Annotated in this window: 30 protein-coding genes and 3 pseudogenes; 6 read left to right on the top strand and 27 right to left on the bottom strand. The window is 66.4% G+C overall.

Annotated elements, in window-relative coordinates; all coding sequences use genetic code 11:
• Positions 1–16 precede the first annotated feature (16 nt).
• The 22 genes and pseudogenes from rpsQ to M2165_RS08045 form a co-directional block, all read right to left on the bottom strand.
• The gene (gene rpsQ / locus M2165_RS07940; RefSeq protein WP_015867662.1) at positions 17–286 is read right to left on the bottom strand and encodes a 30S ribosomal protein S17; all 270 of its coding nucleotides are present in this window, start codon (positions 284–286) and stop codon (positions 17–19) included.
• A gap of 9 nt (positions 287–295) precedes the next feature.
• Positions 296–505, bottom strand: coding sequence for a 50S ribosomal protein L29 (gene rpmC / locus M2165_RS07945; protein ID WP_280817494.1), 210 nt, complete (start codon positions 503–505; stop codon positions 296–298).
• Between the two features lie 55 nt (positions 506–560).
• Complete coding sequence (rplP, locus tag M2165_RS07950; protein ID WP_015867664.1) at positions 561–977, bottom strand: 50S ribosomal protein L16; 417 nt, start codon at positions 975–977, stop codon at positions 561–563.
• 28 nt (positions 978–1,005) lie between these two features.
• The gene (gene rpsC, locus M2165_RS07955) at positions 1,006–1,920 is read right to left on the bottom strand and encodes a 30S ribosomal protein S3 (protein ID WP_280814123.1); all 915 of its coding nucleotides are present in this window, start codon (positions 1,918–1,920) and stop codon (positions 1,006–1,008) included.
• A gap of 17 nt (positions 1,921–1,937) precedes the next feature.
• Complete coding sequence (gene rplV, locus M2165_RS07960) at positions 1,938–2,270, bottom strand: 50S ribosomal protein L22 (protein ID WP_019657678.1); 333 nt, start codon at positions 2,268–2,270, stop codon at positions 1,938–1,940.
• A gap of 9 nt (positions 2,271–2,279) precedes the next feature.
• Positions 2,280–2,558: a 30S ribosomal protein S19 gene (gene rpsS / locus M2165_RS07965; protein ID WP_007838132.1), complete on the bottom strand. Its 279-nt coding sequence runs from the start codon at positions 2,556–2,558 to the stop codon at positions 2,280–2,282.
• A 10-nt stretch (positions 2,559–2,568) separates the two neighbouring features.
• Positions 2,569–3,393, bottom strand: a complete 825-nt coding sequence (gene rplB, locus M2165_RS07970) for a 50S ribosomal protein L2 (protein WP_280814124.1) — start codon at positions 3,391–3,393, stop codon at positions 2,569–2,571.
• Between the two features lie 2 nt (positions 3,394–3,395).
• Positions 3,396–3,731 (bottom strand): 50S ribosomal protein L23, encoded by a 336-nt coding sequence (gene rplW, locus M2165_RS07975; protein WP_007838129.1) that lies wholly within the window; start codon positions 3,729–3,731, stop codon positions 3,396–3,398.
• Entirely contained in the window at positions 3,728–4,348 is a 621-nt protein-coding gene (gene rplD / locus M2165_RS07980; protein WP_280814125.1) for a 50S ribosomal protein L4, read from the bottom strand. The genes rplW and rplD overlap by 4 nt, the downstream gene beginning before the upstream one ends.
• Positions 4,348–5,028 (bottom strand): 50S ribosomal protein L3, encoded by a 681-nt coding sequence (gene rplC / locus M2165_RS07985; protein ID WP_280814126.1) that lies wholly within the window; start codon positions 5,026–5,028, stop codon positions 4,348–4,350. The genes rplD and rplC overlap by 1 nt, the downstream gene beginning before the upstream one ends.
• Before the next feature lie 257 nt (positions 5,029–5,285).
• Complete coding sequence (locus tag M2165_RS07990) at positions 5,286–5,819, bottom strand: hypothetical protein (RefSeq protein ID WP_280814127.1); 534 nt, start codon at positions 5,817–5,819, stop codon at positions 5,286–5,288.
• 14 nt (positions 5,820–5,833) lie between these two features.
• Positions 5,834–7,471: a hypothetical protein gene (locus M2165_RS07995; RefSeq protein ID WP_280814128.1), complete on the bottom strand. Its 1,638-nt coding sequence runs from the start codon at positions 7,469–7,471 to the stop codon at positions 5,834–5,836.
• Between the two features lie 135 nt (positions 7,472–7,606).
• A complete protein-coding gene (gene rpsJ, locus M2165_RS08000; RefSeq protein ID WP_280814129.1) occupies positions 7,607–7,921 on the bottom strand; it encodes a 30S ribosomal protein S10 in 315 nt (104 codons plus the stop codon).
• 21 nt (positions 7,922–7,942) lie between these two features.
• The gene (gene tuf, locus M2165_RS08005; RefSeq protein ID WP_280814130.1) at positions 7,943–9,136 is read right to left on the bottom strand and encodes an elongation factor Tu; all 1,194 of its coding nucleotides are present in this window, start codon (positions 9,134–9,136) and stop codon (positions 7,943–7,945) included.
• Between the two features lie 235 nt (positions 9,137–9,371).
• Positions 9,372–11,472 (bottom strand): annotated as a pseudogene (gene fusA / locus M2165_RS08010) (elongation factor G).
• 96 nt (positions 11,473–11,568) lie between these two features.
• Positions 11,569–12,042, bottom strand: a complete 474-nt coding sequence (rpsG, locus tag M2165_RS08015) for a 30S ribosomal protein S7 (protein WP_007829591.1) — start codon at positions 12,040–12,042, stop codon at positions 11,569–11,571.
• Positions 12,043–12,191: 149 nt separating this feature from the next.
• Positions 12,192–12,569, bottom strand: coding sequence for a 30S ribosomal protein S12 (rpsL, locus tag M2165_RS08020; RefSeq protein WP_013543948.1), 378 nt, complete (start codon positions 12,567–12,569; stop codon positions 12,192–12,194).
• Positions 12,570–12,781: 212 nt separating this feature from the next.
• Positions 12,782–13,952 (bottom strand): annotated as a pseudogene (locus M2165_RS08025) (D-alanyl-D-alanine carboxypeptidase family protein).
• Between the two features lie 41 nt (positions 13,953–13,993).
• Positions 13,994–14,632 (bottom strand): alpha/beta fold hydrolase, encoded by a 639-nt coding sequence (locus M2165_RS08030; RefSeq protein ID WP_280814133.1) that lies wholly within the window; start codon positions 14,630–14,632, stop codon positions 13,994–13,996.
• Positions 14,633–14,704: 72 nt separating this feature from the next.
• The gene (locus tag M2165_RS08035; protein ID WP_280814134.1) at positions 14,705–15,058 is read right to left on the bottom strand and encodes a (2Fe-2S) ferredoxin domain-containing protein; all 354 of its coding nucleotides are present in this window, start codon (positions 15,056–15,058) and stop codon (positions 14,705–14,707) included.
• A 24-nt stretch (positions 15,059–15,082) separates the two neighbouring features.
• On the bottom strand, positions 15,083–16,207 hold the full coding sequence (locus tag M2165_RS08040) for a VanZ family protein (RefSeq protein WP_280814135.1): 1,125 nt from the start codon (positions 16,205–16,207) through the stop codon (positions 15,083–15,085).
• A 14-nt stretch (positions 16,208–16,221) separates the two neighbouring features.
• Positions 16,222–16,650, bottom strand: coding sequence for a CopD family protein (locus M2165_RS08045; protein WP_280814136.1), 429 nt, complete (start codon positions 16,648–16,650; stop codon positions 16,222–16,224).
• A 364-nt stretch (positions 16,651–17,014) separates the two neighbouring features.
• On the opposite strand from M2165_RS08045, the gene hemB reads away from it, so the two are divergent.
• Positions 17,015–18,004: a porphobilinogen synthase gene (gene hemB, locus M2165_RS08050; RefSeq protein ID WP_280817495.1), complete on the top strand. Its 990-nt coding sequence runs from the start codon at positions 17,015–17,017 to the stop codon at positions 18,002–18,004.
• A 70-nt stretch (positions 18,005–18,074) separates the two neighbouring features.
• Positions 18,075–19,244, top strand: coding sequence for a magnesium transporter CorA family protein (locus M2165_RS08055; protein WP_280814137.1), 1,170 nt, complete (start codon positions 18,075–18,077; stop codon positions 19,242–19,244).
• An 82-nt stretch (positions 19,245–19,326) separates the two neighbouring features.
• Here M2165_RS08055 and M2165_RS08060 read toward each other — a convergent pair whose 3' ends face one another.
• Complete coding sequence (locus tag M2165_RS08060) at positions 19,327–19,695, bottom strand: DUF4148 domain-containing protein (protein WP_280814138.1); 369 nt, start codon at positions 19,693–19,695, stop codon at positions 19,327–19,329.
• Between the two features lie 256 nt (positions 19,696–19,951).
• On the opposite strand from M2165_RS08060, the gene M2165_RS08065 reads away from it, so the two are divergent.
• On the top strand, positions 19,952–20,869 hold the full coding sequence (locus M2165_RS08065) for a LysR family transcriptional regulator (RefSeq protein ID WP_280814139.1): 918 nt from the start codon (positions 19,952–19,954) through the stop codon (positions 20,867–20,869).
• A 19-nt stretch (positions 20,870–20,888) separates the two neighbouring features.
• Here M2165_RS08065 and M2165_RS08070 read toward each other — a convergent pair whose 3' ends face one another.
• Together M2165_RS08070 and M2165_RS08075 are read right to left on the bottom strand one after the other, a co-directional pair.
• Positions 20,889–21,572, bottom strand: coding sequence for a dienelactone hydrolase family protein (locus M2165_RS08070; RefSeq protein ID WP_280814140.1), 684 nt, complete (start codon positions 21,570–21,572; stop codon positions 20,889–20,891).
• A 71-nt stretch (positions 21,573–21,643) separates the two neighbouring features.
• A complete protein-coding gene (locus M2165_RS08075) occupies positions 21,644–22,249 on the bottom strand; it encodes a 2-hydroxychromene-2-carboxylate isomerase (protein ID WP_280814141.1) in 606 nt (201 codons plus the stop codon).
• Between the two features lie 138 nt (positions 22,250–22,387).
• Here M2165_RS08075 and M2165_RS08080 point away from each other — a divergent pair, with 138 nt between their 5' ends.
• Together M2165_RS08080 and M2165_RS08085 are read left to right on the top strand one after the other, a co-directional pair.
• Positions 22,388–23,134, top strand: a complete 747-nt coding sequence (locus M2165_RS08080) for an SDR family oxidoreductase (protein ID WP_280814142.1) — start codon at positions 22,388–22,390, stop codon at positions 23,132–23,134.
• 40 nt (positions 23,135–23,174) lie between these two features.
• Positions 23,175–23,828 carry a MarC family protein gene (locus M2165_RS08085; RefSeq protein WP_280814143.1) on the top strand — a complete coding sequence of 218 codons (654 nt, stop codon included), beginning with the start codon at positions 23,175–23,177 and terminating at the stop codon, positions 23,826–23,828.
• Positions 23,829–23,978: 150 nt separating this feature from the next.
• Here M2165_RS08085 and M2165_RS08090 read toward each other — a convergent pair whose 3' ends face one another.
• A complete protein-coding gene (locus M2165_RS08090) occupies positions 23,979–24,440 on the bottom strand; it encodes an EVE domain-containing protein (RefSeq protein ID WP_280814144.1) in 462 nt (153 codons plus the stop codon).
• 26 nt (positions 24,441–24,466) lie between these two features.
• Positions 24,467–25,669: a formate-dependent phosphoribosylglycinamide formyltransferase gene (gene purT / locus M2165_RS08095; protein ID WP_280814145.1), complete on the bottom strand. Its 1,203-nt coding sequence runs from the start codon at positions 25,667–25,669 to the stop codon at positions 24,467–24,469.
• A 180-nt stretch (positions 25,670–25,849) separates the two neighbouring features.
• On the opposite strand from purT, the pseudogene M2165_RS08100 reads away from it, so the two are divergent.
• Positions 25,850–26,699, top strand: a pseudogene (locus M2165_RS08100) (3-hydroxybutyryl-CoA dehydrogenase).
• Positions 26,700–26,705 lie beyond the last annotated feature (6 nt).

A 26,705-nucleotide genomic window follows, 5' to 3' on the forward strand; every position in this document is an offset into this window, starting at 1 on the left:
TGCGTGAGCCGGGGGATCAGACCAGGACGGCCTTCTCGACCAGACGGGTCACGACCCAGTTCTTGGTCTTCGAGATCGGACGGCTTTCGGTGATCTCGATGGTGTCGCCCAGCTTGTACTCGCCCTTTTCGTCATGGGCGTGGTACTTGCTCGTCTTGGCCACGATCTTGCCGTAGAGCTCGTGCTTCACACGGCGCTCGACCAGCACGGTCACGGTCTTGGCACGCTTGTCGCTGACCACCTTGCCAATCAAGGTGCGCTTGAGGGATTTTTTAGCTTCCGTCATGTTCACTCCTTACTTGGCGGCTTGGGTTTCTTGCTGCTTCTGCGCAAGAATGGTCTTGGCGCGCGCGATGTCGCGGCGCGTCACGCGCAGCGTCGCGGTGTTCGACAGCTGCTGCGTGGCCTTCTGCATGCGCAGACCGAAATGGGCCTTCTGCAGATCCTTGATTTCGGCTTGCAGGCCCGCGACGTCCTTCTCGCGCAGCGTTGCAGCCTTGGTCACCTTGGCCGGAGCCGCGGTTTCTTTTTTCTTACGTGTTGCCATGGATGTTCTCCTCTCAGGCGCCGAGCTGGCGAGCGACGAACGTCGTGCGCAGCGGAAGCTTGGCGGCGGCCAGGCGGAACGCTTCGCGGGCGAGTTCTTCGGGCACGCCGACGATCTCGAACACGATCTTGCCAGGCTGGATTTCAGCGACGTAGTACTCCGGATTGCCCTTGCCGTTACCCATCCGCACTTCGGCGGGCTTGGTCGAGATCGGCTTGTCCGGGAACACGCGGATCCAGATACGGCCACCGCGCTTCACGTGACGCGAAATCGCGCGACGAGCGGCTTCGATCTGGCGCGCCGTGAGGCGGCCGCGGTCGGTGCATTTGAGACCGAAGTCACCGAAGGCAACCGAGTTGCCCCGGGTTGCGACGCCGGTGTTGCGGCCCTTTTGTTCCTTGCGGAACTTTCTGCGTGCAGGTTGCAGCATGTTTGTTACTCCGTGGTTCTAAGACCGATCACTCGGTCTTGGCACCGTCAGCTGCTGCAGCTGGCGCGGCTTTGCGGACGCGCTTAACGGCGGGTTTCGAGTCTGCACCGGCGGCGCCGGTTGCTTCTGCGGGCTTGTCGCTGCCATCGGCCGGTGCGGTGTTGCCACCGATCGGGCCGCGGGCACCGGCGCGCGGGCCGGGACCACGACGGTCCGAACCCGGACGGTCGCCACCCGGGCGGCCATCACGGCGCGGACCGCGCGGACGACGCTCTTCTTCGGGACGCGGGGTCTCGACGGCGGGCAGGTCGTTGCGGCCCAGGGTGTCGCCCTTGTAGACCCAGACCTTGACGCCGATGACGCCGTAGGTGGTCTTGGCTTCCGAGGTGCCGTAGTCGATGTCGGCGCGCAGCGTGTGAAGCGGCACGCGACCTTCGCGATACCACTCGGTGCGAGCGATTTCGATGCCGTTCAGGCGGCCAGCCGACATGATCTTGATGCCCTGGGCACCCAGACGCATGGCGTTCTGCATGGCGCGCTTCATGGCGCGGCGGAACATGATCCGCTTCTCGAGCTGCTGCGTGATGCTGTCGGCGATCAGCTGGGCATCGATTTCGGGCTTGCGCACTTCTTCGATGTTGACGGCCACCGGCACGCCGAGCTGCTTGCCCAGTTCGCGCTTGAGGTTCTCGATGTCTTCGCCCTTCTTGCCGATCACGACGCCCGGACGTGCCGAGTAGATCGTGATGCGTGCGTTCTTGGCGGGACGCTCGATCATGACGCGCGACACCGAAGCGTTCTTCAGCTTCTTCTTCAGGTATTCGCGGACCTTGATGTCTTCGGCCAGCATGCCCGCGAAATCGCGGTCGCTTGCGTACCAGCGGCTGGACCAGTTACGGGTAACCGCAAGGCGGAAGCCGGTCGGATGGATTTTCTGTCCCATATTTCTTCCAGGCGTTCTTAGTTGCCAACCGTCACGTACACATGGCACGTGGGCTTGCTGATGCGGTTACCGCGACCCTTGGCGCGCGCCGTGAAGCGCTTGAGCGTGGCGCCCTGCTCGACGTAGATGGTCTTGACCTTCAGTTCGTCGATGTCGGCACCGTCGTTGTGCTCGGCGTTGGCGATGGCCGACTCGAGCACCTTCTTGACGATCACAGCGGCCTTCTTCTGCGTGAACTGCAGAATGTTGAGCGCTTGATCCACTTTCTTGCCGCGGATCAGGTCGGCGACCAGACGGCCCTTGTCGACCGAGAGGCGGACACCGCGGAGGACTGCACGTGTTTCAGACATGGTCGTTCCTTACTTCTTCTGGACTTTCTTGTCCGCGGGGTGCCCCTTGAACGTGCGCGTGAGCGCAAATTCGCCGAGCTTGTGGCCGACCATCTGATCGGTGATGTACACGGGCACGTGCTGCTTGCCGTTGTGCACGGCAATGGTCAGGCCGATGAACTCGGGCAGGACCATCGAGCGGCGCGACCAGGTCTTGATCGGCTTCTTGTCCTTCGTCGTCACGGCCTTGTCGGCCTTGGCCACGAGGTGATGGTCAACAAACGGACCCTTTTTGAGAGAGCGAGTCATTTGCTATCCCTTACTTCTTGCGGCGCGACACGATGAAGACCTGCGTGCGCTTGTTGTTACGGGTACGGTAGCCCTTGGTCAGGTTGCCCCACGGGTCGACAGGATGGCGGCCTTCGCCGGTCTTGCCTTCGCCACCACCGTGCGGGTGGTCGACCGGGTTCATCACCACGCCGCGAACGGTCGGGCGGATACCCATGTGACGCTTCACACCGGCCTTGCCGAGCTGGCGCAGGCTGTGCTCTTCGTTCGCGACTTCACCGATGGTGGCGCGGCATTCGATGTGGATGCGGCGCACCTCACCCGAACGCATGCGGACCTGGGCGTAGACGCCTTCGCGAGCCAGCAGCGTGGCCGAGGTACCGGCCGAACGCGCGATCTGCGCACCCTTGCCGGGCTGCAGTTCGATGCAGTGGATCGTCGAGCCGACCGGGATGTTGCGGATCGGCAGCGTGTTGCCGGCGCGGATCGGGGCTTCCGAACCGCTCAGCAGCGTTGCACCGGCTTCCAGACCGCGCGGGGCGATGATGTAGCGGCGCTCGCCGTCGGCGTAGCACACCAGAGCGATGTGGGCGGTGCGGTTCGGGTCGTACTCGATGCGTTCGACCTTGGCCGGGATGCCGTCCTTGTTGCGCACGAAGTCGACGACGCGGTAGTGGTGCTTGGCACCGCCGCCACGATGACGGATCGTGATGTGGCCGTTGTTGTTGCGGCCGGCCTTCTGGAACTGGGGTTCCAGCAGGGGGGCGTGAGGCGCACCCTTGTACAGGTGGTCACGCGAGATCTTCACCGCGCCGCGTTGGCCCGGCGAAGTGGGTTTCATCTTGATGACGGCCATGATTAAGCGCCTTCCCCGACGAGGTTGAGCTCTTGACCCGGCTTGAGCGTGACATAGGCCTTGCGAACGTTGTCGCGGCGGCCGATGGACTTGCCAAAGCGCTTGGTCTTGCCCTTGGTGTTGAGCACCGACACGCCCTGGACTTCGACCTTGAACATCAGTTCGACGGCGGCCTTGATCTCGGGCTTGGTGGCGTCTTGCAGCACCTTGAAAGTGACAGCGTTCGACTTCTCGCCGACCATCGTGGCCTTTTCGGACACGATCGGGGCGACCAGCACCGCCATCAGGCGGCCTTCTTCGAACGTACGTTCAGCAGCGGTAGGGTTCACGCGGCTCATGCGAACATCTCCTTGAGCTTGTCGACGGCACCCTTGGTGACCAGCACCTTCTTGTAGTGCACCAGCGACACCGGATCGGCGTAGCGCGGCTCGACCACGAGAACGTTCACCAGATTGCGCGATGCGAGATACAGGTTTTCGTCGACTTCTTCGGCGATCACGAGCACGGACTCGAGATTCATCGCCTTGAAACGGGCTGCCAGCGGCTTGGTCTTGGGCGAGTCGACCTTGATCGAATCGACCACGGCCAGACGGCCTTCGCGAGCCAGCTGCGAGAAGATGGACGCCATGCCGGCGCGGTACATCTTCTTGTTGATCTTCTGCGAGAAGTTCTCGTCAGGCATGTTCGGGAAGATGCGACCACCCCCGCGCCACAGCGGCGAGGACGTCATACCGGCGCGGGCGCGGCCCGTTCCCTTTTGCTTGAAAGGCTTCTTGGTCGAGTGCTTGACCTGCTCGCGGTCCTTCTGGGCGCGCGTGCCTTGGCGGGCGTTGGCCTGGAATGCGACGACGATCTGGTGGACCAGGTCTTCGTTGTAGTCACGGCCGAACACGGTCTCGGGGGCGTCGAACTTCGACGCGGCCTGGCCCTGTTCGTTCAGGAGTTCGAGTTGCATTACTTCGCTCCTTCGGCCGCTTGCGGCTTGGCCTTGATGGCGGGACGCACGGTGACGAAGCCACCCTTTGCGCCCGGGATCGCGCCCTTGATGAGCAACAGTTGACGCGCTTCGTCGATGCGGAACAGATCGAGGTTCTGCGTCGTGCGGGTGACGTCGCCGAGGTGGCCCGTCATGCGCTTGCCGGGGAACACGCGGCCGGGGTCCTGCGCCATGCCGATCGAGCCGGGCACGTTGTGCGAACGGCTGTTACCGTGCGATGCGCGCTGCGAGGCCATGTTGTGGCGCTTGATCGTGCCGGCGTAGCCCTTGCCGATCGAGGTGCCCTGCACGTCGACCTTCTGGCCGGCGGAGAACACGCTGCTGGCGGCGATCACGGCGCCCGGCTGGTGCTGGCCCGCGGTGTCGGCGGTCACGCGGAATTCGCGGATGATTTCACCGGCTTCGACGCCCGCCTTCGCGAGGTGGCCGGCTTGGGGCTTGGTCACGCGCGAGGCCTTGCGCGAACCGAACGTCACTTGCAGCGCGACGTAGCCGTCGTTGTCTTGCGACTTGATCTGGGTCACACGGTTGTTGGACACATCCACCACCGTGACAGGAACTGCGTCCCCGTCATCGGTGAAGAGACGCATCATCCCCACCTTGCGGCCCAGCAACCCGAGGGAGTTGCTCAGACTCATTTGTTTTCTCCAAAAAATGGATCCTCTTTCGCCGCCGTCACTTCAATTGGCAACAGCGTTTGGCCGAGCTACCGACGGTTTCCCGGCCTGCGAAAGAAGGTTGATAAATCTCCACCGCGGCGGCATCACGGGCGAAAACGCACGGACGCAACTTGGGCAGAGCCAGCGATTATAGCCCGCGATGCGGGGATGACGCAAGCAGTGGAAAAGGGGGCACGCCGGCCCCTCCGGCCGACCGGCCGGACACCGGTTGCCGCCTATTTGGCGGGCATCGTGATGATGCGCTCGCCGTCGGGCGTGGACTTGATCTCGCCCGCGGACTTCAGCTGGGGCGCCGCCGTGCCGGTCTGGATGGGAATGGAGATCGCGCTCGACGCCCCGCCCTGATTCACGAAGAGGTTGAGGTACGCCAGGCCTTCGCGCTCGCTCACCACGTGCACGGTGGCGGTGGTGCGCTGGCCCTGCGGCAGCGACAGCTCGGCGCTGCCCTGCAGCCGCAGGCCCGCATCGGCACTCAGGCGGACCGTGGCGCCCTCCGGCGCCGTCACGCCGTCGAACTGCAGGACCACGGGCGTGGCGCGGTTCAGCTGCGGCACGGCCTCGACGCGGTACGCCACCGTGACGCCGGCGCGGCCGGGCTTCTGCACCGCCGCCGTCATGGGCTTGGCCTGCTGTGAGGCGCCCTGCTGTTGCGACTGGCGCGCCGGCGCGTCATGGCCCTGCGCGCAGGCCGGCAAGACGGCCAGCGACAGGCCGGCTGCCACGAGGGTCGAGATGAAACGGGTGTTCATGGCGGCCTTCCTTCCTACTGAATGGTGACGTCGAAACATGCGGACGGGGCGGAATTGTTGGTGATCGTCACCGCCAGGACCTGCTCGCCGGCGGACAACTGGACCGTGTTGCCCCCGCCCCGCGGGAGCCGGCCGCCTCGGAAGACGTCGAAGTCGTAGATCGCGCCCGCCGGGCCGCCGCTGAAGCTGAACTGGTAGTTCCGGCTCTCGGGGGCGGTGAACCGAAGGTAGGAGAAGTTGCCGAGCTTGTTCCCGGTGCCCGCGGTGCTGGAAACGCAGGCCTGGGCGGGGGTGCCGACGGTGGCCAAGCGGTACATCGGAAGGGCGACAGGCACGCCGCCGTCGTTCGTTTCGCCATTGCCGAACGGATCCCCGGCGGCACTGATGCTCTCGCCTGTGAGCAGCGCCGCCAGTGTGCCCGCCTGCGCGGGCGCCACCGCATTGAAGGCCGCGGCGAAGGGATGGATCGAGGTCACGGCGGCGGCGCCCTTGAACTGGCTGCCGGTCAGCGTGTCGTGAATCGGCTTGAAGCCGACCTGCCGATGGAGATTCCAGAAGATCGACTGGATCGAGGACTCGTTGAACCAGCCCGGCGTGGCGGAGGCGATCCGGGTCGACAGGTCGAAGCCGATGCTCGCGCGCGAGTCCGCCTGCTGCGCACCGCCCGAGTCGGTGTAGTTCTGCCGCGCCAGGGCGATGCCCGACCACGCATTGCCCCAGCCCTCGGAGAAGGCCAGCCGGCGATCGAGGCTCTGGGTCAGCGAGTGGGAGCCGCCCGTCGAGTCGTCGCGGCTGAAGGCGGACTGATAGTAGTGCCCCCATTCATGGGTGATGACGGAGCTGTCGTATTCGTCGGTGTCCACGTCTTCCTTGCCGAGCACGTAGATTTCGCGGCCCGTGCTTCGATTGACGAAGAAGGTGGTGCCGATCTGGCCGGCCGCGATGCTGCCGGAAGACGGCGCATTGTTGGCACTCCAGTACACCCGCAGCACAGGAAATGCCGCGTCGGGCGCCACCGTCCTGACCTTCTGCATGGCGGTATAGACCGCGTCGAGGATGGCGAAGGGCGCCGCCGCCCGCGTCTCGGTATAGGCCGAGCCGCCCCAGCCCGAGGATGCGTGCACGTCCTGCACCATCGCCCCCATGCCGGACGAGAAGGGGTTGCTCTGGACGGTGTACAGCGCGTTGGATCGGGTGTTGTCGCGCACCGTCACATCCCAGCTGCCGCCCGCGCCGGTGCGGGTCAGCTGCGCCCGGACGCGTACCGCCACCGTCGTGTTGGGAGGAACGGAGACCGCATAGGCGCCGTTCTCGTCGGTCGTCGTCGTAGCGAGCTGGGCGGAGGTGGCGGGATCGATCACCTCCAGCATGGCGCCGCGCACCGGTTTCGGTGCGGCGCTCGCATAGACCAGCGTGCCGTTGGGGTTCGGAACGGATTCGTAGGTGGCCTTTCCGCTCAGCGCCACGGCGCCGACCGGCTGGCCGCCGCCGGCGCCCGGGGTGGTCGTCGGCAACGGCAGCCCGATCAATCCACCGCCGCCACCGCCACCGCCGCCTCCACAGCCAGACAGAAACATGACAGCAACAAAGACTGCCAGCCACGCAAATGAAAGGCCGGTCTTTGGTGACCATATTGCTTTTGTTTCAAACATGGATGAGGCCCCCTTGTTGAATACAAGGCGGCCAGAATGCCATACCGGGGAGACAAATGGAAAAAGTCTGCCGACATTTCTGCGGGCAGACTTTTGCGTTTGCAAGCGCGGCTCGAGGGCCGCTTTGCCGTTGATTTACTGCAGCTTGATCTCGACGTCCACGCCGGCCGGCAGGTCGAGCTTCATCAGCGCGTCCACGGTCTTGTCGGTCGGGTCGACGATGTCCATCAGGCGCTGGTGCGTGCGGATCTCGAGCTGGTCGCGCGACGCCTTGTTGACGTGCGGCGAACGCAGGATGTCGAAACGCTTCATGCGGGTCGGCAGGGGCACGGGGCCCTTGACGATCGCGCCGGTGCGCTTGGCGGTGTCGACGATCTCGGCTGCCGACTGGTCGATCAGCTTGTAGTCGAATGCCTTCAGGCGGATGCGGATTTTTTGCTTGGTGGCCATGGTGGTTCCTTTGCGTCCGGCTTAGATGTCGAGGATCTTGGCCACGACGCCCGAACCCACGGTACGGCCGCCTTCACGGATGGCGAAGCGCAGGCCTTCTTCCATCGCGATCGGGTTGATCAGCTTCACGGTGATGCTGACGTTGTCGCCAGGCATGACCATTTCCTTGTCCTTGGGCAGCTCGATCGCGCCGGTCACGTCCGTCGTGCGGAAGTAGAACTGCGGACGGTAGTTGTTGAAGAACGGCGTGTGACGGCCGCCCTCGTCCTTCGACAGCACGTACACCTCGGCGGTGAAGTGCGTGTGCGGCTTGATCGAACCGGGCTTGCACAGCACCTGGCCGCGCTCGACTTCTTCGCGCTTCGTGCCGCGCAGCAGCACGCCCACGTTGTCGCCAGCCTGGCCCTGGTCCAGCAGCTTGCGGAACATTTCCACGCCGGTGCAGGTGGTCTTGACCGTCGGGCGGATGCCCACGATCTCGATTTCCTCGCCGACCTTGATCACGCCGCGCTCGACGGCGCCGGTCACGACCGTGCCGCGGCCCGAGATCGAGAACACGTCTTCCACAGGCATCAGGAAGGTACCGTCCACGGCGCGCTCGGGCGTCGGGATGTAGGTGTCCAGCGCTTCGGCCAGCTTCATGATCGAGCCTTCGCCGAGCTCGCCCTTGTCGCCTTCGAGGGCGAGCTTGGCCGAGCCGTGAATGATCGGGGTGTCGTCACCAGGGAACTCGTACTTGTCGAGGAGTTCGCGCACTTCCATTTCGACCAGCTCGAGCAGCTCCTTGTCGTCCACCATGTCGCACTTGTTCAGGTAGACGATGATGTAGCCCACACCCACCTGGCGCGCCAGCAGGATGTGCTCGCGGGTCTGGGGCATCGGGCCGTCGGCGGCCGAGCACACGAGGATGGCGCCGTCCATCTGGGCGGCACCGGTGATCATGTTCTTCACGTAGTCGGCGTGGCCGGGGCAGTCGACGTGCGCGTAGTGGCGGTTGGCCGTCTCGTACTCGACGTGGGCGGTGTTGATCGTGATGCCGCGCGCCTTTTCTTCGGGCGCCGCGTCGATCTGGTCGTAGGCCTTGGCTTCGCCGCCGAACTTGGCCGACAGCACCGTGGCGATCGCCGCCGTCAGCGTGGTCTTGCCGTGGTCGACGTGACCGATCGTGCCCACGTTCACGTGCGGCTTGGTGCGGGTGAATTTACCTTTTGCCATTTTTCAATCCTTGAAAGAGCAGTTCCCGTGTATTGGTTTTACGTCTGCATCCGGTTGCTGGTTCGCCCCGCACGGGAACAGGGCGGCACCGGATCGCAGACAGAGAATTGCCCCGGCAGCACAAGCTCGGCCCCTTCGCGAGGCGCCGAGGATCCGGCTTTGTCGGTCCTCTGGCGCCGCCCCCGGACGGGGGTTGGCGAAGCGACACGAAGTGCGCGCAGCCTGGGGGCGAACCTTATTTGGCGCGGGCGGCCACGATGGCTTCGGCGACGTTACGGGGAGCTTCGGCGTAGTGCTTGAACTCCATCGTGTACGTGGCACGGCCTTGCGACATCGAACGCAGCGTGGTCGAGTAGCCGAACATTTCCGACAGCGGCACTTCGGCCTTGATGGCCTTGCCGCCACCGACCATGTCGTCCATGCCCTGCACCATGCCGCGGCGGGACGAGAGGTCGCCCATCACGTTGCCGGCGTAGTCTTCGGGCGTCTCGACTTCCACGGCCATCATCGGCTCGAGGATCACGGGGTTGGCCTTGCGGGCGCCTTCCTTGAAGCCGAAGATGGCGGCCATCTTGAACGCCATTTCGTTCGAGTCCACGTCGTGGTACGAACCGAAGTGCAGCGTGACCTTGACGTCCACGACGGGGTAGCCCGCCAGCACGCCCTGGCCCAGGGCCTCCACGATGCCCTTCTCGACCGCGGGGATGTATTCGCGCGGAACCACACCGCCCTTGATGGCGTCGACGAACTCGAAGCCCTTGCCGGCTTCCTGGGGTTCGATCTTGAGCACCACGTGGCCGTACTGGCCCTTGCCGCCCGACTGGCGGACGAACTTGCCTTCGGCTTCCTCGACGGTCTTGCGGATCGTCTCGCGGTAGGCCACCTGCGGCTTGCCGACGTTGGCTTCCACGCCGAACTCGCGCTTCATGCGGTCCACGATGATTTCGAGGTGCAGTTCGCCCATGCCGCCGATGATGGTCTGGCCCGATTCCTCGTCGGTGTTGACGCGGAACGAGGGGTCTTCCTGCGCCAGGCGGCCCAGGGCGATACCCATCTTTTCCTGGTCGGCCTTGCTCTTCGGCTCCACGGCCTGGCGGATCACCGGCTCGGGGAAGTGCATGCGCTCGAGCGTGACGACGGCTTCGGGATCGCACAGCGTCTCGCCGGTGGTCACGTCCTTCAGGCCCACGCAGGCGGCGATGTCGCCGGCGCGGATTTCGCTGACTTCCTCGCGGTTGTTGGCGTGCATCTGCACGATACGGCCGATGCGCTCCTTCTTGCCGCGCACCGGGTTGTAGACGCTGTCGCCCTTCGAGAGCACGCCCGAATAGACGCGCACGAAGGTCAGCTGGCCCACGAACGGGTCGGTCATCAGCTTGAACGCGAGGGCCGAGAACTTCTCGTTGTCGTCGGCCTTGCGGGTCGTGGGCTGGTCGTCTTCCGACACGCCGGCCACCGGCGGGATGTCGAGCGGCGACGGCATGTATTCGACGACGGCGTCGAGCATGGCCTGCACGCCCTTGTTCTTGAAGGCCGAGCCGCACAGCATCGGCTGGATCTCGCCGGCGATGGTGCGCTGGCGGATGGCCTTCTTGATTTCTTCCTCGGACAGCTCGCCGCCTTCGAGATACTTGTTCATCAGCTCTTCGCTCGCTTCGGCAGCGGCTTCGACGAGCTTCTCGCGGTATTCGTTGCAGACGTCGACCAGGTTGGCCGGGATGTCGCCGTACTGGAAGGTGACGCCCTTGTCCTCGTCCCAGATGATCGCCTTCATCTTCACGAGGTCGACGATGCCCTGGAAGTGCTCTTCGGCGCCGATCGGGATCTGGATCACGACGGGGTTGGCCTTCAGGCGGTCGATCATCATCTGGCGCACGCGCAGGAAGTCGGCGCCGGTGCGGTCCATCTTGTTCACGAACGCGAGGCGCGGAACCTTGTACTTGTTGGCCTGGCGCCAGACGGTTTCCGACTGGGGCTGCACGCCGCCCACGGCGTCGTACACCATGACCGCGCCGTCGAGCACGCGCATCGAGCGTTCGACTTCAATCGTGAAGTCCACGTGGCCCGGGGGTGTCGATGATGTTGATGCGGTGTTCGTCGAACTTGCCGGCCATGCCCTTCCAGAAGCAGGTGGTGGCGGCGGAGGTGATCGTGATGCCACGCTCCTGCTCTTGCTCCATCCAGTCCATCGTGGCGGCGCCATCGTGCACTTCACCGATCTTGTGGTTCACACCGGTGTAGAACAGGATGCGCTCGGTCGTCGTGGTCTTGCCGGCGTCGATGTGCGCCGAAATACCGATGTTGCGGTAGCGCTCGATGGGGGTCTTGCGGGACATGATTTACTTTCGGGTTAAATGCGTTGAGCGCTGGGCCCCGGGTCCGGCCTTTGCAGCCCGACACCCGACGCCCAACGCCCAAGCGAAGTTTGATTCTTAGAAGCGGAAGTGGCTGAACGCCCGGTTGGCTTCTGCCATGCGGTGCACTTCGTCACGCTTCTTCATGGCGCCGCCACGGCCTTCGGTGGCTTCCATCAGCTCGTTGGCCAGACGCAGGGCCATCGACTTCTCGCCGCGCTTGCGGGCGGCTTCCTTGATCCAGCGCATCGAGAGCGCCAGGCGTCGAACCGGGCGCACTTCGACCGGCACCTGGTAGTTGGCACCGCCGACGCGGCGCGACTTGACTTCGACCATCGGCTTCACGTTGTTGATGGCAACGGTGAAGGCCTCGAGCGGGTCCTTGTCGGGGTTCTTCTTTTCGATGAAGTCGAGTGCACCGTAGATGATGCGCTCGGCCACAGCCTTCTTGCCGCCTTCCATGATCACGTTCATGAATTTGGACAGCTCGACATTGCCGTACTTGGGATCCGGCAGGATTTCACGTTTGGGGACTTCGCGACGACGTGGCATTTTTCTAACCTCTTTGCTTCAGTTGGCACCGCTTCCGGTACCGCGAGAGCCATTTCGAACTCTCACTTACTCGACCCGACCTTGGGTCACTACGTCCGATGTGCCCGCCAAGGCCACCGAACACCGTTTGTTTTTTACGACAGGAAGGCTTAAGCCTTCTTGGGACGCTTCGCGCCGTACTTGGAACGCGACTGCTTGCGGTCTTTCACGCCTTGCAGGTCGAGCGAGCCGCGCACGATGTGGTAGCGAACACCGGGCAGGTCCTTGACACGACCGCCGCGAACCAGCACGACGCTGTGTTCCTGGAGGTTGTGGCCTTCACCGCCGATGTAGGAAATGACTTCGAAGCCGTTGGTCAGGCGGACCTTGGCAACCTTGCGAAGTGCCGAGTTCGGCTTCTTGGGCGTCGTGGTGTAGACGCGGGTGCAGACACCGCGGCGCTGCGGCGAGTTCTGCATGGCAGGGCTCTTCGAATTGATCTTTTCGACCGTTCGACCCTGACGCACCAGTTGATTGATGGTTGGCATGAATGAATAAGTCCCAAAACGAGAAACTGCCCCGGCCCGACCCGAACTTTTTGCTCTGGATCGCCCTTGTCGTGACGCAAGGAAGCCGGGAGATGACGAAAACGTGAAACCCTTCGGAAAATTCCGAAAAGCCCGCGAGTATAGCAGTCGGTCCCGCCCACTGCAAATACGGCGGCGAAAGCGGCGGGGCCCCGCCCCGCGACGCCGCTCGCCTACTTGATCCAGAGCCGCACGGCGTCCCAGGCGCGGCCCAGGACACCCGCCTGCTCGACGCCCTCGAGCGCCACCAGCGGCACCTCCGCCAGCGGCTGGTCGTCCAGCGTGACCTTGAGCGAACCGACCGGCTGGTACTTGGTGAACGGCGCGACCAGCGGCTCGGGGCGGGCCACCTGCGACTTGATCTTGTTCGCGGTGCCGGCCGGCACCGCCACCACGATGGGCTCCGGCCGACCCAGCTTGAGCGTGTTGACCTTGCCCTTCCAGACCGCCGGCGTGGCCGCGGGCTGGCCGGCGTCGAACAGCCGCACCGCGTCGTAGGCGGTGTAGCCCCAGTTCAGCAGCTTCTGCGACTCGTTCGCGCGCACGGTCTCGCCCGAGGCGCCGAGCACGATCGACAGCAGCCGGCGCCCGCCGGGTCAGGTTCGGAAAATCGCGCTTCGCGGTGGCGATCATGCAGTAGCCGGCCGCGTCGGTGTGACCCGTCTTCAGGCCGTCGACGGTCGGGTCGCGGAACAGCAGCAGGTTGCGGTTGGTGTCGTTGGTCGAAGGGGTGCCCGGATAGCGGTACTTCTTGATCGCGTAGTACTTGGCCTCTTCGGGGAAGTCGCGGACCAGCCGCGTCGCCAGGATGCTCAGGTCGCGCGCCGTGGTGGTGTGGCCGGGCGCGGTCAGGCCTTCGGGGTTCTTGTAGGTGGTGTTCTTCATGCCCAGCGCCTTGGCCTGGGCGTTCATCATCTCGACGAAGTGCTCCACGGTGCCGCCGACGCCTTCGGCCAGCGCCACGGTGGCGTCGTTGCCCGACTGCACGATCACGCCCTTGATCAGGTCCTCGACCGGCACCTGCATCTTCGGGTCGATGAACATGCGCGAACCGGGCATCTTCCAGGCGCGCTGGCTGACGGGCAGGGTCTGGGTCAGCGTGATCTTCTTGGCCCGCAGCGCGTCGAACACCACGTAGGCCGCCATCAGCTTGGTCAGCGAGGCCGGCTCGACCGGGCTGTCGATGTCCTTCTGCGCGAGGATCTGGTTGGCCGTGACGTCGAGCAGCAGGTAGCTGCGCGCGGCGATTTCGGGCGGCGCCGGCACCTGGGCGGCGGCGGTCAGGCCGACCGAGGCCAAGGCGACGAAGACCAGCGCACGGAACGCGTCGAGAAAACGATTCATGGGAAAGATAGGAAAGAAACGAGAACAAGCCCGGCGGGCTTTCATGCGGCGTCCGCGCGCAGATGGCGGACGACCAGGCTCTTGAGCAGCGGCAATTGTCCGTGAAAGAAATGGCCGCCCCCGGGGACAACCGTGACAGGAAGTGACTGCGGCCGCGCCCAGTCCATCACGGCCGCGAGCGGCACGGTGTCGTCGGCCTCGCCGTGGATCACGAGCGTGCGCTCGTGCGCCTCGGCCGGCAGCGCGGGCACCGTGAAGCGCGCTGCGGCGGTTCCGACGAGCACCAGCTGGCGGATGTCGCGCGCGGCCCAGAGCTTCTCGGCGGCGCTGCTCGCCACGAAGGCGCCGAACGAGAACCCCGCGATCGCGAGCGGCCCCTCGGGCGCCAGCTGGCGCACGACCTCGAGCATGTCCTCGCACTCGCCGCGGCCCTCGTCGTGCGCGCCCTCGCTCGCACCGACGCCGCGGAAGTTGAAGCGCACGGCCGTCCAGCCGCAGGCGACGAAGGCGCGCGCCAGCGTCTGCACCACCTTGTTGTCCATGGTGCCGCCGAAGAGCGGATGCGGATGGGCGATCACCGCGATGCCGCGCGCGGCCGATGCCTCGGCGGGCCGGTCACGCTGCACCTCGATCGCGCCTGCGGCGCCCTGGAGACGGATCTTTTCTGTCTGTGAATTCATGATGCGAAGAATCGGGCGTTCGGATGTCGGCCGCCCGGGTGCACGGTACGAGCGCGGGACTTCCGCAAAAGTTCAGCGGCCCACATCGGGCGGCAGCACGAGGCGGTCGACCACCTTGCCCTGCTTCAGGTGCGAGTCCACGATCTCGTCGATGTCGTCCGCATCGACGAAGGTGTACCAGACGGCCTCCGGGTACACCACCGCCACCGGGCCGCCCGCGCAGCGGTCGAGGCAGCCGGCCTTGTTGACCCGCACCTTGCCCTGTCCCGCGAGCCCCGCTTCCTTGACCTTGGCCTTGCACCGGTCGAAACCCGCCTGCGCGTTGTGCAGGGCACAGCTGTCTTCCCCGCTCTTGCGTTCGTTGAGACAGAAGAAGATGTGGCGCTCGTAGTAGCCGCGCGGCGCGTCGGGAGTGGAACTGGGCATCCGCGGATTTTAGTGACGCCGCCTTCAACGCGCCGGGACGGCCGCGGGCGTCCGGCGCGACAGCACGGCCACGACATAAGCCAGGACCGCGAACGGCCAGAGCCAGCCGAGCCACTGCGCCAGCCCGTGAAAGCGGATGAAGCGCCCCTGCTCCCAGGTGGCCAGCGTCTGCGCGAAGTAGGCGCTTTCGGGCGCCTGGTTCAGCAGGCTCAGCTGCACCACCAGGCTCACCAGCAGCAGCGCCGCGCAGAGCCGGCGCGGCGCCCCGAGCAGCAGCACGCCGGCCACCAGCGCCGCCGCGATGCCGATCTGCACCGGCAGGCCGAGCCAGGCCCAGGCGTGCTCGGGCCCGTAGCTCAGGGCGGCCGACAGCGCCGAGGCGCCGACGCCCGCCAGCAGCGTGAGCGGCAGCAGCACGGCGCGGCGCACCACCGTGCGGGTCACCAGAAAGGCCAGCAGGCAGGGCACCAGCGCCCCGAGCATCACGCACAGCAGTTCGACCGCCGGCACCAGCGGCTCCAGTTCGAACTGGCGCAGCGGCATCCAGTCAATGAAGGGCGTGTCGAGCAGCCATTCCGCGATCGCGACCTCGAGCCGCTCGAACACCTGGCCGAGCCCGAAGGTCACTGCGGCCGGGAACAGCAGCGCCGGCGGCCAGAGCGCCAGCAGCACCAGCGCGCCGCGGGCGTCGTCGACGAACCACTGCGAGCGCGTGCGGCCCCAGTGCGCCACCGCGCCGATGCGCTCCAGCCCCGCCGCGAGCAGCGCGCCGAGCAGCGCGCCCGCGGTGTTGAGCCCGAGGTCGACATTCGACGGGATGCGCGCCGGCAAATAGCTCTGCAGCGTTTCCATCGCGAACGCCACCGCCGCCCCGGCCACCGTGGCGCGCAGCACGGCGCCCCAGACGCGGGTCTCCGCATGCGTGCGCAGCACCGCGAGCGCACACAGGAAGCCGAAGGGCACGTAGCCCGCCACGTTGACGGCGAAGTCGAAGCCGGTCCAGTACTTGGGCCAGGGCGCCCAGAGGTAGGACCACGGCGCGATGCCCTGGTCGCGCCAGTCGGCGAACGGGTACAGGCTGGCGTAGACGATGAGCGCCGCATAGGCGAGCGCCAGCGGCAGGGCGGCGGATTTGTGCGGCTTCTCCACCGTCGCGACCGCGCTCAGAACGGCTTGACCACCACCAGCACCACGATGCCCAGCAGCAGCAGGACCGGAAGTTCGTTGAACCAGCGGTACCACCGGTCGCTGCGCCGGTTGCCGCCGGCCGCAAAGCGGCGCAGCAGCACGCCGCAGCCGTGGTGATAGCCGATCACCACCAGCACCAGCGCGAGCTTGGCATGCATCCAGCCATTGCCCGGGCCGCGACCGATGCCGTAGCCCAGCCACAGCCAGAGGCCGAAGCCGATGGCCGGCACGGCGAGGAAGGTGGTGAACCGGAGCAGCTTGCGCGCCATCAGAAGCAAGCGCTCGCGTTCAGCGACCGATTCGGGCGGCACCATCGCCAGGTTGACGAAGATCCGCGGAAGGTAGAACAAGCCCGCGAACCAGCTGGCAATGAAGACGATGTGGAACGATTTGACCCAGAGCATGGGGTCAGTTTAGTGGTCCGGCAGGGCTCCCCCCTGACCTGGGCGCCACGGCGCGGATGCGCCGGGCAAAAAAAAGCCCGACGTCTTCACGCCGGGCTGGGAAGCCCTTTTGCTGTCACACATCAAGGCACCCGCTCAGGGAGGAAAAGCGGGGAGCGGCAAGCCGCCCACGGAGAATTTAACAAAGACAAATCAAGGTTTCAAGCAAGAAGCCCACTTTCTTTGACATTTGGGCGCAAAAATTAGGAACCTTTGGGTTAATTTCAGGCCAAGTTGTCCGACAACCGGAAGCGGCTGCCGGGCGGCCACGCAACGCATCGGGCACAATTTTCCGCCTATGACGTCATCCTCCACTTCCTTCGCCATGTACCCGGCCGGCCGGCCGCGCCGCCTGCGCCGCGACACCTTCACCCGCAACCTGGTGAGGGAGCATGCGTTGACCGCACATGACCTGATTTACCCGGTGTTCGTGCAGGAAGGCGAGAAGAAGCGCGATGCCGTGGCCTCGATGCCCGGCGTGGAGCGCCTCAGCCTGGACCAGTTGCTGCCCGTGGCCGAGCAATGCGTGAAAGCGGGCATTCCCGTGATGGCGCTGTTTCCGGTGATCGACGCGAGCCTCAAGACACCCGAGGGAGACGAGGCCTTCAATCCCGAGGGGCTGATTCCCCGCGTGGTCGCCGCGCTCAAGTCGCGTTTCCCGGAACTGGGCGTGATGACCGACGTGGCGCTCGACCCCTACACCAGCCACGGCCAGGACGGCCTGCTCGACGACAGCGGCTACATCCTCAACGACGCAACGGTCGAGGTGCTGGTGAAGCAGGCGCTCGCCCAGTCCCAGGCCGGCGTGGACATTGTCGCGCCGAGCGACATGATGGACGGCCGCATCGGCGCCATCCGCCGTGCGCTCGAAGCGCGCGGCGACGTCCACACGCGCATCATGGCCTACAGCGCCAAGTACGCGAGCGCCTTCTACGGACCGTTCCGCGATGCCGTCGGCTCGGCGGCGACGCTCGGCAAGAGCAACAAGAAGGTCTACCAGATGGACCCGGGCAACAGCGACGAGGCGCTGCGCGAGGTGGGCCTCGACATCGCCGAGGGCGCCGACATGGTGATGGTGAAGCCCGGCATGCCCTACCTGGACATCGTGCGCCGCGTGAAGGACGAGTTCCGCGTGCCCACCTTCGCCTACCAGGTCAGCGGCGAGTACGCGATGCTCAAGGCTGCGGCGCAGAACGGCTGGCTCGACCACGATGCGGTGGTGCTCGAGAGCCTGCTCGCGTTCAAGCGCGCGGGCGCGGACGGCGTGCTGACCTATTTCGCGCTCGACGCGGTGCGCCTGCTGCAGCAGCCGTAGCGGTTCTTGCACCCGGCAGCCGCCTGCCGGGGACCGAAGAAAGACAACGAGAGACGAGAGAGGCCGCCCCATGCGCATCTTCGAAATCAACGGCTCGCAGGTCAGCGAGCACAGCGCGCTGGCCCCGCTCGCGCTGCCGGGCGCCTGCGCCGCGTCGGGCTATCTCTGGATCTCGCTCACGCGCGACGAGTTCCGCGCCTCGCTCGCGGAGGTCCAGCAGATCCTGCAGTCGCTCTGCCTCTCGCAGCTGGTCGACCTGCACGTGGCCGACCTGCTCAACGACCAGCTGCCGTCGCACTACGACTACACCTCGCAGTACGACGTGCTGGTGTTCCGCCGCCTCGCGAGCGGTCCGACCGCGCCCGCGGCGAACGGCAATGGAAACGGCAACGGGAGTGCAGGCGAAGCCCCGCTCCCCACGACCCCCTCGCGGCGCGGGCCGCCCGTGCTGCGCCGCGTCGACACGCGGCCCGTGGGCTTCGCGCTGTTCGACCGCGTGCTGCTGTCGGTGCACCCCGAGGACGGCGCGGTGCGCGACGCCTTTGCCGCCCGCCTGCTCGCGGCCGCCTCGCCCGACGACCAGGGCGCCCCGGCGCTCGACGTGCGCGCCATCTCGGCGCGCGTGCCGACCAGCACCGCCGACCTGATGCTGCGCGTGATCAACCAGATCGTCGACCGCTACCTCGACATGCGCCGCGAGCTCACGCGCCAGCTCGACCACTGGCAGACCGAGCTGATCGATCCGCGCAGCCGCTTCACGAACTGGAGCGCGCTGATGGAAGCCCGGCAGTCGCTGCACCACCTCGACGAGATCTGCGAGGACCAGCGCGCGGCGATCCAGGACTGGATCGATTCGCTCGAGACGCTGCCCGTGCCCAAGAACGAGGCCGACAAGCGCGAGCGCGAGCTGATCATGGTGCGCAGCCGCGACGTGCTGGAGCACATCGAGCGCGTGGTCCACCATGTGCGCCGCCTCGAGCAGAACGCTGAGACCGCGGTGCAGATGCATTTCAGCGTCCAGGGCCACCGCGCGAACGACATCATGCGGGTGCTCACGGTGCTGACCGCCATCTTCCTGCCGCTCAACCTGATCGCGGGCATCTTCGGCATGAACTTCGAGTTCATCCCGCTGGTGCACAAGGCGGACGGGTTCTGGATCGCGATGCTCGCGATGCTGGTCATCGCGCTGCTGCTGGTCGTGGTGTTCTGGCGCAAGCGCTACCTCGCCCGCACGCGCTGACGCGCGCCACGCAAAAAGGCCACGCATCGCGTGGCCTTCGGGGGGTGAGAACCGCGAGGGCGCGGTCCTCGCCAGGGTTCGATTACTTGGCGACGGCGCCCGAACCCTGCTGGGCCTGAACGCGGGCGTCCATCGGGTGGGGCATGGTCGAGATGACCTTGCTGTTCACGCGCGAGCCGCCGGTCACGTTCTGGTCGGGCGCGTAGGCAGCGCGGATGGCTTCGGCTTCGACGAGGGCGCGGTCCTTCGACACGGCCACCGTTTCCGGACCGCGCGAACCGCGGGTCACGTTCTGGTTCGGCGCCGAGGCGGCGCGCACGGCTTCGGCGTTGACTTCGTCGCGGCTCTTGGTCGAGACGGCGGTGTTCACGCCTTCGTAGGATTCGGCTTGGGCGCCGGTGGCAGCCAGCACGGCGATGGCAGCGGCGGCGAGGATGTGCGAGGTCTTCATTTCGGGTTCCTTGTGTTCGTTGGATGGTTCGTCCACCAGGCTCGCTGGTTCGCTCACCTGTGCGGCGAGTGTCCAACTGAAATTCGTTAACAAACCATGTGGAACAGAGACACCGTGTTTCCTCTATTGAAACAATGACAAAGCGAAGTCGTGGCCGGTCCTTCATCGCACCGGATCGGGCAGCCGCTTCGCAAAACCTCCAGAATCCACAGCGCGCCGCCTCGCGCGCGCAAGAAAAAACAACGGGCGCTATGACATGGACAGTCTCGATCTGATCAGAACCTTCCGCGAGGTGGCTTCGCAGGGCAGCTTCTCGCATGCGGCCAGGAAGCTCGACATGTCGAAGGCCACCGTGAGCAAGTACGTGGCCGAACTTGAGACGCGCTTCGGCGTGCGCCTGCTCAACCGCTCCACGCGCTCGGTGAGCCTGACCGACGCGGGGCAGCTGCTGCTCGAGCGCAGCACGCCGGTGCTCGAGATGGTCGAGCTCACGCAGGCCGAGTTGCAGGAGCGCGCACGGCAGCCCGGCGGCCGGCTGCGGATCTCGGCGCCGCACGGCATGGGCAACGGCGAGTTCCCGAGCCTGCTGGCCGACTTCATGCGCTACTACCCCGACGTGAGCATCAGCCTGCAGCTCACCAACCGTACCGTCGACCTCGCCGAGGAAGGCATCGACGTCGACATCCGCAGCGGCCCGGTGGAAGACGCCAACCTGATCGTGCGCAAGCTGATGCGGATGGACATGGTGGTCTGCGCCTCCCCGGTCTACTGGAAGAAGCACGGCAAGCCCGAGCATCCGCGCGAACTCGCGGGCCACGAGGCGCTCACGCACTCGCTGCTCGGCGCGCAGCCGGTCTGGCGCTTCGACGACGGCGGCGAGCCGCTCGACGTGCCGGTCAAGAGCCGCATGGACTGCACCGAGGGCGCGCCGCTGATCCGCGTCGCGATGCGCGGCTTCGGCGTGATCTACCTGCCCTCGATCCTGGTCCAGTCGCACATCGAGCATGGCGAGCTGGTCCCGGTGCTGCAGGGCTATGCGCGCAAGGACATGTGGCTTTCGGCCGCGTACCTGCAGCGGCGCCACAACAGCGCCGCGCTGCGGGCGCTGCTCGACTTTCTGCAGACCCGCGTCGGCAAGGGCGCGACCGGGGCCAAGAAGCAGCAGCCGCGGTAGCGGCGCGCGAGCATCTTCTTCAGCCGACGTGCCGCGCGAAGAAGGCGAGCGTGCGGGTGCGTGCGAGCGCTGCGGAGGCCGCCTCGTACGAACCGCGCTGGTCGCAGTTGAAGCCGTGGTCCGCGTCGTAGACGTGCACCTCGACTTCGGGGTGCGCCTTGCCGAAGGCCTCGACGCTGTCGATCGGGATCCAGTGGTCGCGCTTGCCGAAATGCGCCAGCACCGGCACCTTGGGCTGGCGCGCCGCCTCGTCGGGCGTGGTCATGCCGCCGCCGTAGTACGGCACGGCCGCGGCCAGGCCCGGGATCAGGCTGGCCGCACGCCAGGTCAGCAGGCCGCCCCAGCAATAACCCACGATGCCCACCTTGCCGGCCTTCGCGGCATAGGCCACGGCAGCCTCGACGTCCTGCAGCACGCCGGGCGCCGGCAGCGCCTCGACCGCGGCCTTGAGTGCCGAACCCGCCTTCATGTCTTCCGGCCCGTAGCCGATCTCCACGCCGGGCTGCACCCGGTGGAAGGTCGAAGGCGCCACCGCGAGGTAGCCCTCCGCCGCATAGCCGTCGGCCACCGACCGGATGTGCGAGTTGACGCCGAAGATTTCCTGCAGCACCACCACCGCGCCGCGCGGCGTGCCCGCGGGCTCGGCCACGTAGGCCGGGAAGGCGAATCCGTCCTTGGCGGTGAGATCGATGAATTGACCCATGGTCGTCATGCTCCTGATAGCAACCGGTGAATAAGAAAAGAAGGAAAAGGAAGAACGGCGACGGTTCGCCGTCACGCGCGCAGCGCGCGCTCCACGAAATCGAGCCGGTCCTGGCCCCAGAAGATCTCGCCGTCGATCACGTAGCTGGGCGCGCCGAACACCTGGATCTCGATGGCCTCCTGCGTGTAGGCCTCGTAGCGCTCCTGCACCATCTGGCTCTGCGACTGCTCCGAGCGCTTGGGCGAGAGGCCGCATTCCACCACCAGCGCATCGAGCACCTTCGGGTCGCCGATGTTGCGCTCCTGCACCCAGACCGCCGCGAACACCGCGGCGCACATGCGCATCGCCGCCTCGGTGCCGTCGTGGATGTCGACCGCGATGATGAGCCGCGCCGCATCGTCGCTGGCCACGGGGAAGAACTTCGGCTTCGGGTTCAGCGGCAGCCCGAGGTGGCGCGACCAGCGCGCCAGGTCGACCAGCCGGTAGGCCTGCCGCTGCGGCGCGCGCTTGCCCAGCGGCAGCCCGCCGGACACCGGGAACACGCTGCCCAGGTCGATGGGCCGCACCCGCACCTCGGCACCCGCGGCGGCCGCGACGGCCTGGAACCGGGCATGCCCCAGGTAGGTCCACGGGCTCTGCGGCGCAAAGTAGTAGTCGACGGTCTTGGCTGTGCTCATTCGGTAACCTCCGTGCGCCGCACTGCGGTGCGAGCGGGACTGGGGCGGTGGTGCGCGGGTTCGAGGCGCCTGCCCCGGATGATGTAATCCACGCCGACGGTTTTAACTGACACGCGGTTTCTCTGCAGGAGGTAGGTTTTGAACCCAGTGCTCTTGGTCACCGGCGGCGGCCGCGGCATCGGCGCCGCGACGGCCCTGCTCGCGGCGCGGCGCGGCTACGCCGTGGCGGTCAACTACGCCAGCAACTCGCTCGCCGCCGACGAGGTGGTGCGCACGATCCGCGCGGGCGGCGGCACGGCGATGGCGGTGCAGGCCGACGTGGGCGACGAGGCCCAGGTGGTCGCCATGTTCGAGAAGATCGACGCCAGGCTCGGCCGCCTCACCGCGCTGGTCAACAACGCCGGCGTCGTCGACGTGCAGGCCCGCGTGGACGAGATGAGCGTGGCGCGCCTCGAGCGCATGTTCCGCATCAACGTGATCGGCAGCTTCGTCTGCGCGCGCGAGGCGGTGCGGCGCATGAGCACGCGCCACGGCGGCACGGGCGGTGCGATCGTCAACATCTCGAGCGGCGCCGCGCGGCTCGGCTCGCCCGACCAGTACGTGGACTACGCGGCGAGCAAGGGCGCGATCGACACCTTCACCATCGGGCTCGCGAAGGAGGTGGCGGCCGAGGGCATCCGCGTCAACGCGGTGCGGCCCGGCCTGATCGACACCGAGATCCACGCCTCCGGCGGCATGCCCGACCGCGCCTTCGAACTCGCGCCCACGGTGCCGATGAAGCGCACCGGCAGCGCCGAGGAGATCGCAGGCGCGATTCTCTGGCTGCTGTCGGACGAGGCGAGCTACACCACGATGGCGCTGCTCGACGTGACCGGCGGGCGCTGATGCGGCCGCATTCCCATCCCCACTGCACAAGGCCGACCCGATGAGCACCTCGATGGACCTGATCAAGCCGCTGGTCACGCTGGTGGCGATCGTCAATCCGCTGGCCATCGTGCCCTTCTTCATCCACTACACGCAGGGGTACTCCGACGCGCAGCGACGGCACACGGTGCGCATGTCCGCGTTCAGCGCCTTCGTGGTGATCGCGGTGAGCGCGCTGCTCGGGCTGCAGCTGCTGTCCTTCTTCGGCATCTCGATCGCGAGCTTCCAGGTGGGCGGCGGCCTGCTGCTGCTCATGAGCTCGCTGTCCATGCTCAACGCCAAACCGGCCGAGAGCAAGACCAACGTCGAGGAACTGCGCGCGACCGAGGTGAAGGCCTCCATGGGCGCATCGATCGCGGTGGTGCCGCTGACCATCCCGCTGCTCACCGGGCCGGCGACGATCTCGACGGTGGTGATCTATGCCGACAAGGCGCAGCACCTGTGGGAGCTCGCGGTGCTGGTGGGCTACGGCGTGGTGGTGGCACTCGCGACCGCGCTGGCCTTCTCGCTCGCGCAGCCGATCGCGCGCGTGCTCGGCAAGACCGGCATCAACATCATGACCCGGCTCATGGGGCTGATCCTCGCGGCGCTCGCGGTCGAGGTGATGGCGGACGGGCTGGGCAAGCTGTTCCCGCTGCTGAGCCGGGCGGGTTGACCGGGATCGGGCAGCCGAACGCAGAAGGAAGACAAAGGAACGCGAAAGTCGCAGAAGAAGAAGACTTCAAGAAATTTCAGAATTTCTTTGGCTTTCTTCTGCGTCTTCTGCGAAACCTTCGCGCCCTCTGCGTTCGGCTGTCCGAATTCTTCAGCCCAACATCTTCTCGATGATCTTCCAGTGCGCTGCCTCGACCGGCGTGATCGACAGCCGGTTGCCCTTGCGCAGCACGATCATGTCCGCCAGCTCGGGCCGCTCGCGCAGTTCGGGCAGCGACAGCAGCCGCGTCTTGCGCAGCGCCTGCACGTCGACCAGCAGCCAGCGCGGATCGTCCTTCTTCGAGGCGGCGTCGTAGTACGGCGACTTCGGGTCGAACTGCGTCGGGTCGGCGCGCACGCCCGAGGCCACGCGCGCGATGCCGGCGATGCCCGGCTCGGGGCAGCTCGAGTGATAGAAGAGCACGCCGTCGCCGATCTTCATGCCGTCGCGCATGAAGTTGCGCGCCTGGTAGTTGCGCACGCCGGTCCACGCGACCGTGGCATCGGGCGCGGCGAGCGCATCGTCGATCGACACTTCGTCGGGCTCGGACTTCATCAGCCAGTACTGCGGCATGGCGGCTCCTTGATCGATGTCGCGGCTCAGGCCTTGCGGGGCTTCACGCGCGAGGCGGCTTCCTTCGCGTTGGCGCGCGCGGTCTGCACGTCGGACGCATGCGCGAGCGCCACGCCCATGCGGCGCTTCGCGAAGCTCTCGGGCTTGCCGAACAGCCGCAGGTCGGTGCCGGGCACCTGCAGCGCCTCGGCCACGCCGTCGAAGGCGATGCCGGCGGCATCGACGCCGCCGTAGATCACCGCGCTCGCGCCCGGGCTCTTGAGCGAGGTGTCCACGGGCAGGCCGAGGATCGCGCGCGCATGCAGCTCGAACTCGTTCTGCCACTGGGTGGCCATGGTGACCATGCCGGTGTCGTGCGGCCGCGGGCTCACCTCGCTGAACCAGACCTCCTCGCCCTTGACGAACAGCTCCACGCCGAACAGGCCCTGGCCGCCGAGGTCGGCCGTGACCGCCTGTGCGATCTGCTGCGCCTTGGCGAGCGCGGCCGGCGCCATCGGATGCGGCTGCCAGCTCTCGACGTAGTCGCCGCTGACCTGCACATGGCCGATGGGCGCGCAGAACTGCGTCTGCACCTGGCCCGACGCATCCTTCGCGCGCACGGTCAGCAGCGTGATCTCGTAGTCGAAGTCGATGAAGCCCTCGACGATCACGCGGCCGTGGCTCACGCGGCCGCCGGCCATCGCATAGTCCCAGGCCTTCTGCACGTCGGCCGGGCCGTCGATCTTGCTCTGGCCCTTGCCGGAGCTGCTCATCACCGGCTTGACGATGCAGGGATAGCCGATGCCGCCGTCGATCGCTGCCTGCAGCTCGGCCAGCGAATCGCAGAACTTGTAGGGGCTGGTCGGCACGCCGAGCGTCTCGGCCGCGAGGCGGCGGATGCCTTCGCGGTCCATCGTGAGCCGGGCGGCGCGCGCGGTGGGGATCACGCGCACCACGCCGGCGTCCTCCAGCTGCTGCAGCATGGGCGTGGCGATGGCCTCGATCTCGGGCACCACGAGTTGCGGCTTCTCGGCCTCGATCAGCGCCTTGAGCTGGTCGGGATCGCTCATGGTGATGGTGCGCGCATGGTGCGCCACCTGCTGGCCGGGCGCGTTCTCGTAGCGGTCGACCGCGATGGTCTCGACGCCGAGGCGCTGCAGCGCGATCAGCACCTCCTTGCCGAGCTCGCCCGAGCCGAGCAGCATCACGCGGGTGGCGGAAGGGGAAAGAGGGGTGCCGAGGGTGGTCATGGGAGAAGAGGAAAAGAAAGAAGAAAACAGCGACCGCCGCACTGTAAGCCACCGGCGCGCACGCTGTCACACGCGGCAACGGCGCGGCCCGGGGACTGCTCCACAATCGACGGCCTGCCGCGGCGCATGCCGCGCAACCCCTCATCTTTTATTCGTGTTTTCTTTGCAAGGAGTTCTCTCATGGCTATCCAGACTGTCGGCATCATCGGCGCCGGAACGATGGGCAACGGCATCGCGCAGGCCTGCGCCGTGTCGGGCGTCCAGGTGGTGATGGTCGACATCGCCCAGGCGGCGGTGGACAAGGGCCTCGCCACGATCTCGGGCAGCCTCGACCGGCTGATCAAGAAGGAAAAGCTCACGGCCGAGCAGAAGACCGCGGCGCTCGCGCTGATCAAGGGCTCGACGAACTACGAGGACCTGAAGGGCGCGCAGCTCGTGATCGAGGCCGCGACCGAGAACCATGCGCTCAAGCTCAAGATCCTGAAGCAGGTCGACGAGATGCTCGCGCCCGAGGTGATCATCGCCTCGAACACCCTCCTCGATCTCGATCACCCAGCTCGCGGCCGCTACCTCGCGCGCCGACCGCTTCATCGGCATGCACTTCTTCAACCCGGTGCCGATGATGGCGCTGGTGGAGCTGATCCGCGGCTACCTCACGAGCGATGCGACGCACGACACGGTGAAGGAACTGGCCGAGCGCCTGGGCAAGTCGCCGATCACGGTGAAGAACGCGCCGGGCTTCGTGGTGAACCGCATCCTGGTGCCGATGATCAACGAGGCCTTCTTCGTGCTCGCCGAAGGCATCGCGACCGCCGAGGACATCGACGCGGGCATGAAGCTCGGCTGCAACCAGCCGATCGGCCCGCTCGCGCTGGCCGACATGATCGGCCTCGACGTCTGCCTCGCGGTGATGGAGGTCTACCTCGAGCAGTTCGGCGACTCGAAGTACCGGCCCTGCCCGCTGCTGAAGGAAATGGTCGCGGCGGGCCAATTGGGCCGCAAGACCGGCCGCGGCGTGTACAGCTACTGAGCGCGC

Source organism: Variovorax sp. TBS-050B (genome assembly GCF_029893635.1).
Lineage (GTDB): Bacteria > Pseudomonadota > Gammaproteobacteria > Burkholderiales > Burkholderiaceae_C > Variovorax.

Bases quoted from the DNA above. Each gene is read 5' to 3' on its own strand.
- rpsQ (WP_015867662.1), bottom strand. From the start codon at position 286: ATGACGGAAGCTAAAAAATCCCTCAAGCGCACCTTGATTGGCAAGGTG.
- rplP (WP_015867664.1), bottom strand. From the start codon at position 977: ATGCTGCAACCTGCACGCAGAAAGTTCCGCAAGGAACAAAAGGGCCGC.
- rpsC (WP_280814123.1), bottom strand. From the start codon at position 1,920: ATGGGACAGAAAATCCATCCGACCGGCTTCCGCCTTGCGGTTACCCGT.
- rplV (WP_019657678.1), bottom strand. From the start codon at position 2,270: ATGTCTGAAACACGTGCAGTCCTCCGCGGTGTCCGCCTCTCGGTCGAC.
- rpsS (WP_007838132.1), bottom strand. From the start codon at position 2,558: ATGACTCGCTCTCTCAAAAAGGGTCCGTTTGTTGACCATCACCTCGTG.
- rplB (WP_280814124.1), bottom strand. From the start codon at position 3,393: ATGGCCGTCATCAAGATGAAACCCACTTCGCCGGGCCAACGCGGCGCG.
- rplW (WP_007838129.1), bottom strand. From the start codon at position 3,731: ATGAGCCGCGTGAACCCTACCGCTGCTGAACGTACGTTCGAAGAAGGC.
- rplD (WP_280814125.1), bottom strand. From the start codon at position 4,348: ATGCAACTCGAACTCCTGAACGAACAGGGCCAGGCCGCGTCGAAGTTC.
- rplC (WP_280814126.1), bottom strand. From the start codon at position 5,028: ATGAGTCTGAGCAACTCCCTCGGGTTGCTGGGCCGCAAGGTGGGGATG.
- M2165_RS07990 (WP_280814127.1), bottom strand. From the start codon at position 5,819: ATGAACACCCGTTTCATCTCGACCCTCGTGGCAGCCGGCCTGTCGCTG.
- M2165_RS07995 (WP_280814128.1), bottom strand. From the start codon at position 7,471: ATGTTTGAAACAAAAGCAATATGGTCACCAAAGACCGGCCTTTCATTT.
- rpsJ (WP_280814129.1), bottom strand. From the start codon at position 7,921: ATGGCCACCAAGCAAAAAATCCGCATCCGCCTGAAGGCATTCGACTAC.
- tuf (WP_280814130.1), bottom strand. From the start codon at position 9,136: ATGGCAAAAGGTAAATTCACCCGCACCAAGCCGCACGTGAACGTGGGC.
- rpsG (WP_007829591.1), bottom strand. From the start codon at position 12,042: ATGCCACGTCGTCGCGAAGTCCCCAAACGTGAAATCCTGCCGGATCCC.
- rpsL (WP_013543948.1), bottom strand. From the start codon at position 12,569: ATGCCAACCATCAATCAACTGGTGCGTCAGGGTCGAACGGTCGAAAAG.
- M2165_RS08030 (WP_280814133.1), bottom strand. From the start codon at position 14,632: ATGAATTCACAGACAGAAAAGATCCGTCTCCAGGGCGCCGCAGGCGCG.
- M2165_RS08035 (WP_280814134.1), bottom strand. From the start codon at position 15,058: ATGCCCAGTTCCACTCCCGACGCGCCGCGCGGCTACTACGAGCGCCAC.
- M2165_RS08045 (WP_280814136.1), bottom strand. From the start codon at position 16,650: ATGCTCTGGGTCAAATCGTTCCACATCGTCTTCATTGCCAGCTGGTTC.
- hemB (WP_280817495.1), top strand. From the start codon at position 17,015: ATGTACCCGGCCGGCCGGCCGCGCCGCCTGCGCCGCGACACCTTCACC.
- M2165_RS08055 (WP_280814137.1), top strand. From the start codon at position 18,075: ATGCGCATCTTCGAAATCAACGGCTCGCAGGTCAGCGAGCACAGCGCG.
- M2165_RS08060 (WP_280814138.1), bottom strand. From the start codon at position 19,695: ATGAAGACCTCGCACATCCTCGCCGCCGCTGCCATCGCCGTGCTGGCT.
- M2165_RS08065 (WP_280814139.1), top strand. From the start codon at position 19,952: ATGGACAGTCTCGATCTGATCAGAACCTTCCGCGAGGTGGCTTCGCAG.
- M2165_RS08070 (WP_280814140.1), bottom strand. From the start codon at position 21,572: ATGGGTCAATTCATCGATCTCACCGCCAAGGACGGATTCGCCTTCCCG.
- M2165_RS08075 (WP_280814141.1), bottom strand. From the start codon at position 22,249: ATGAGCACAGCCAAGACCGTCGACTACTACTTTGCGCCGCAGAGCCCG.
- M2165_RS08085 (WP_280814143.1), top strand. From the start codon at position 23,175: ATGAGCACCTCGATGGACCTGATCAAGCCGCTGGTCACGCTGGTGGCG.
- M2165_RS08090 (WP_280814144.1), bottom strand. From the start codon at position 24,440: ATGCCGCAGTACTGGCTGATGAAGTCCGAGCCCGACGAAGTGTCGATC.
- purT (WP_280814145.1), bottom strand. From the start codon at position 25,669: ATGACCACCCTCGGCACCCCTCTTTCCCCTTCCGCCACCCGCGTGATG.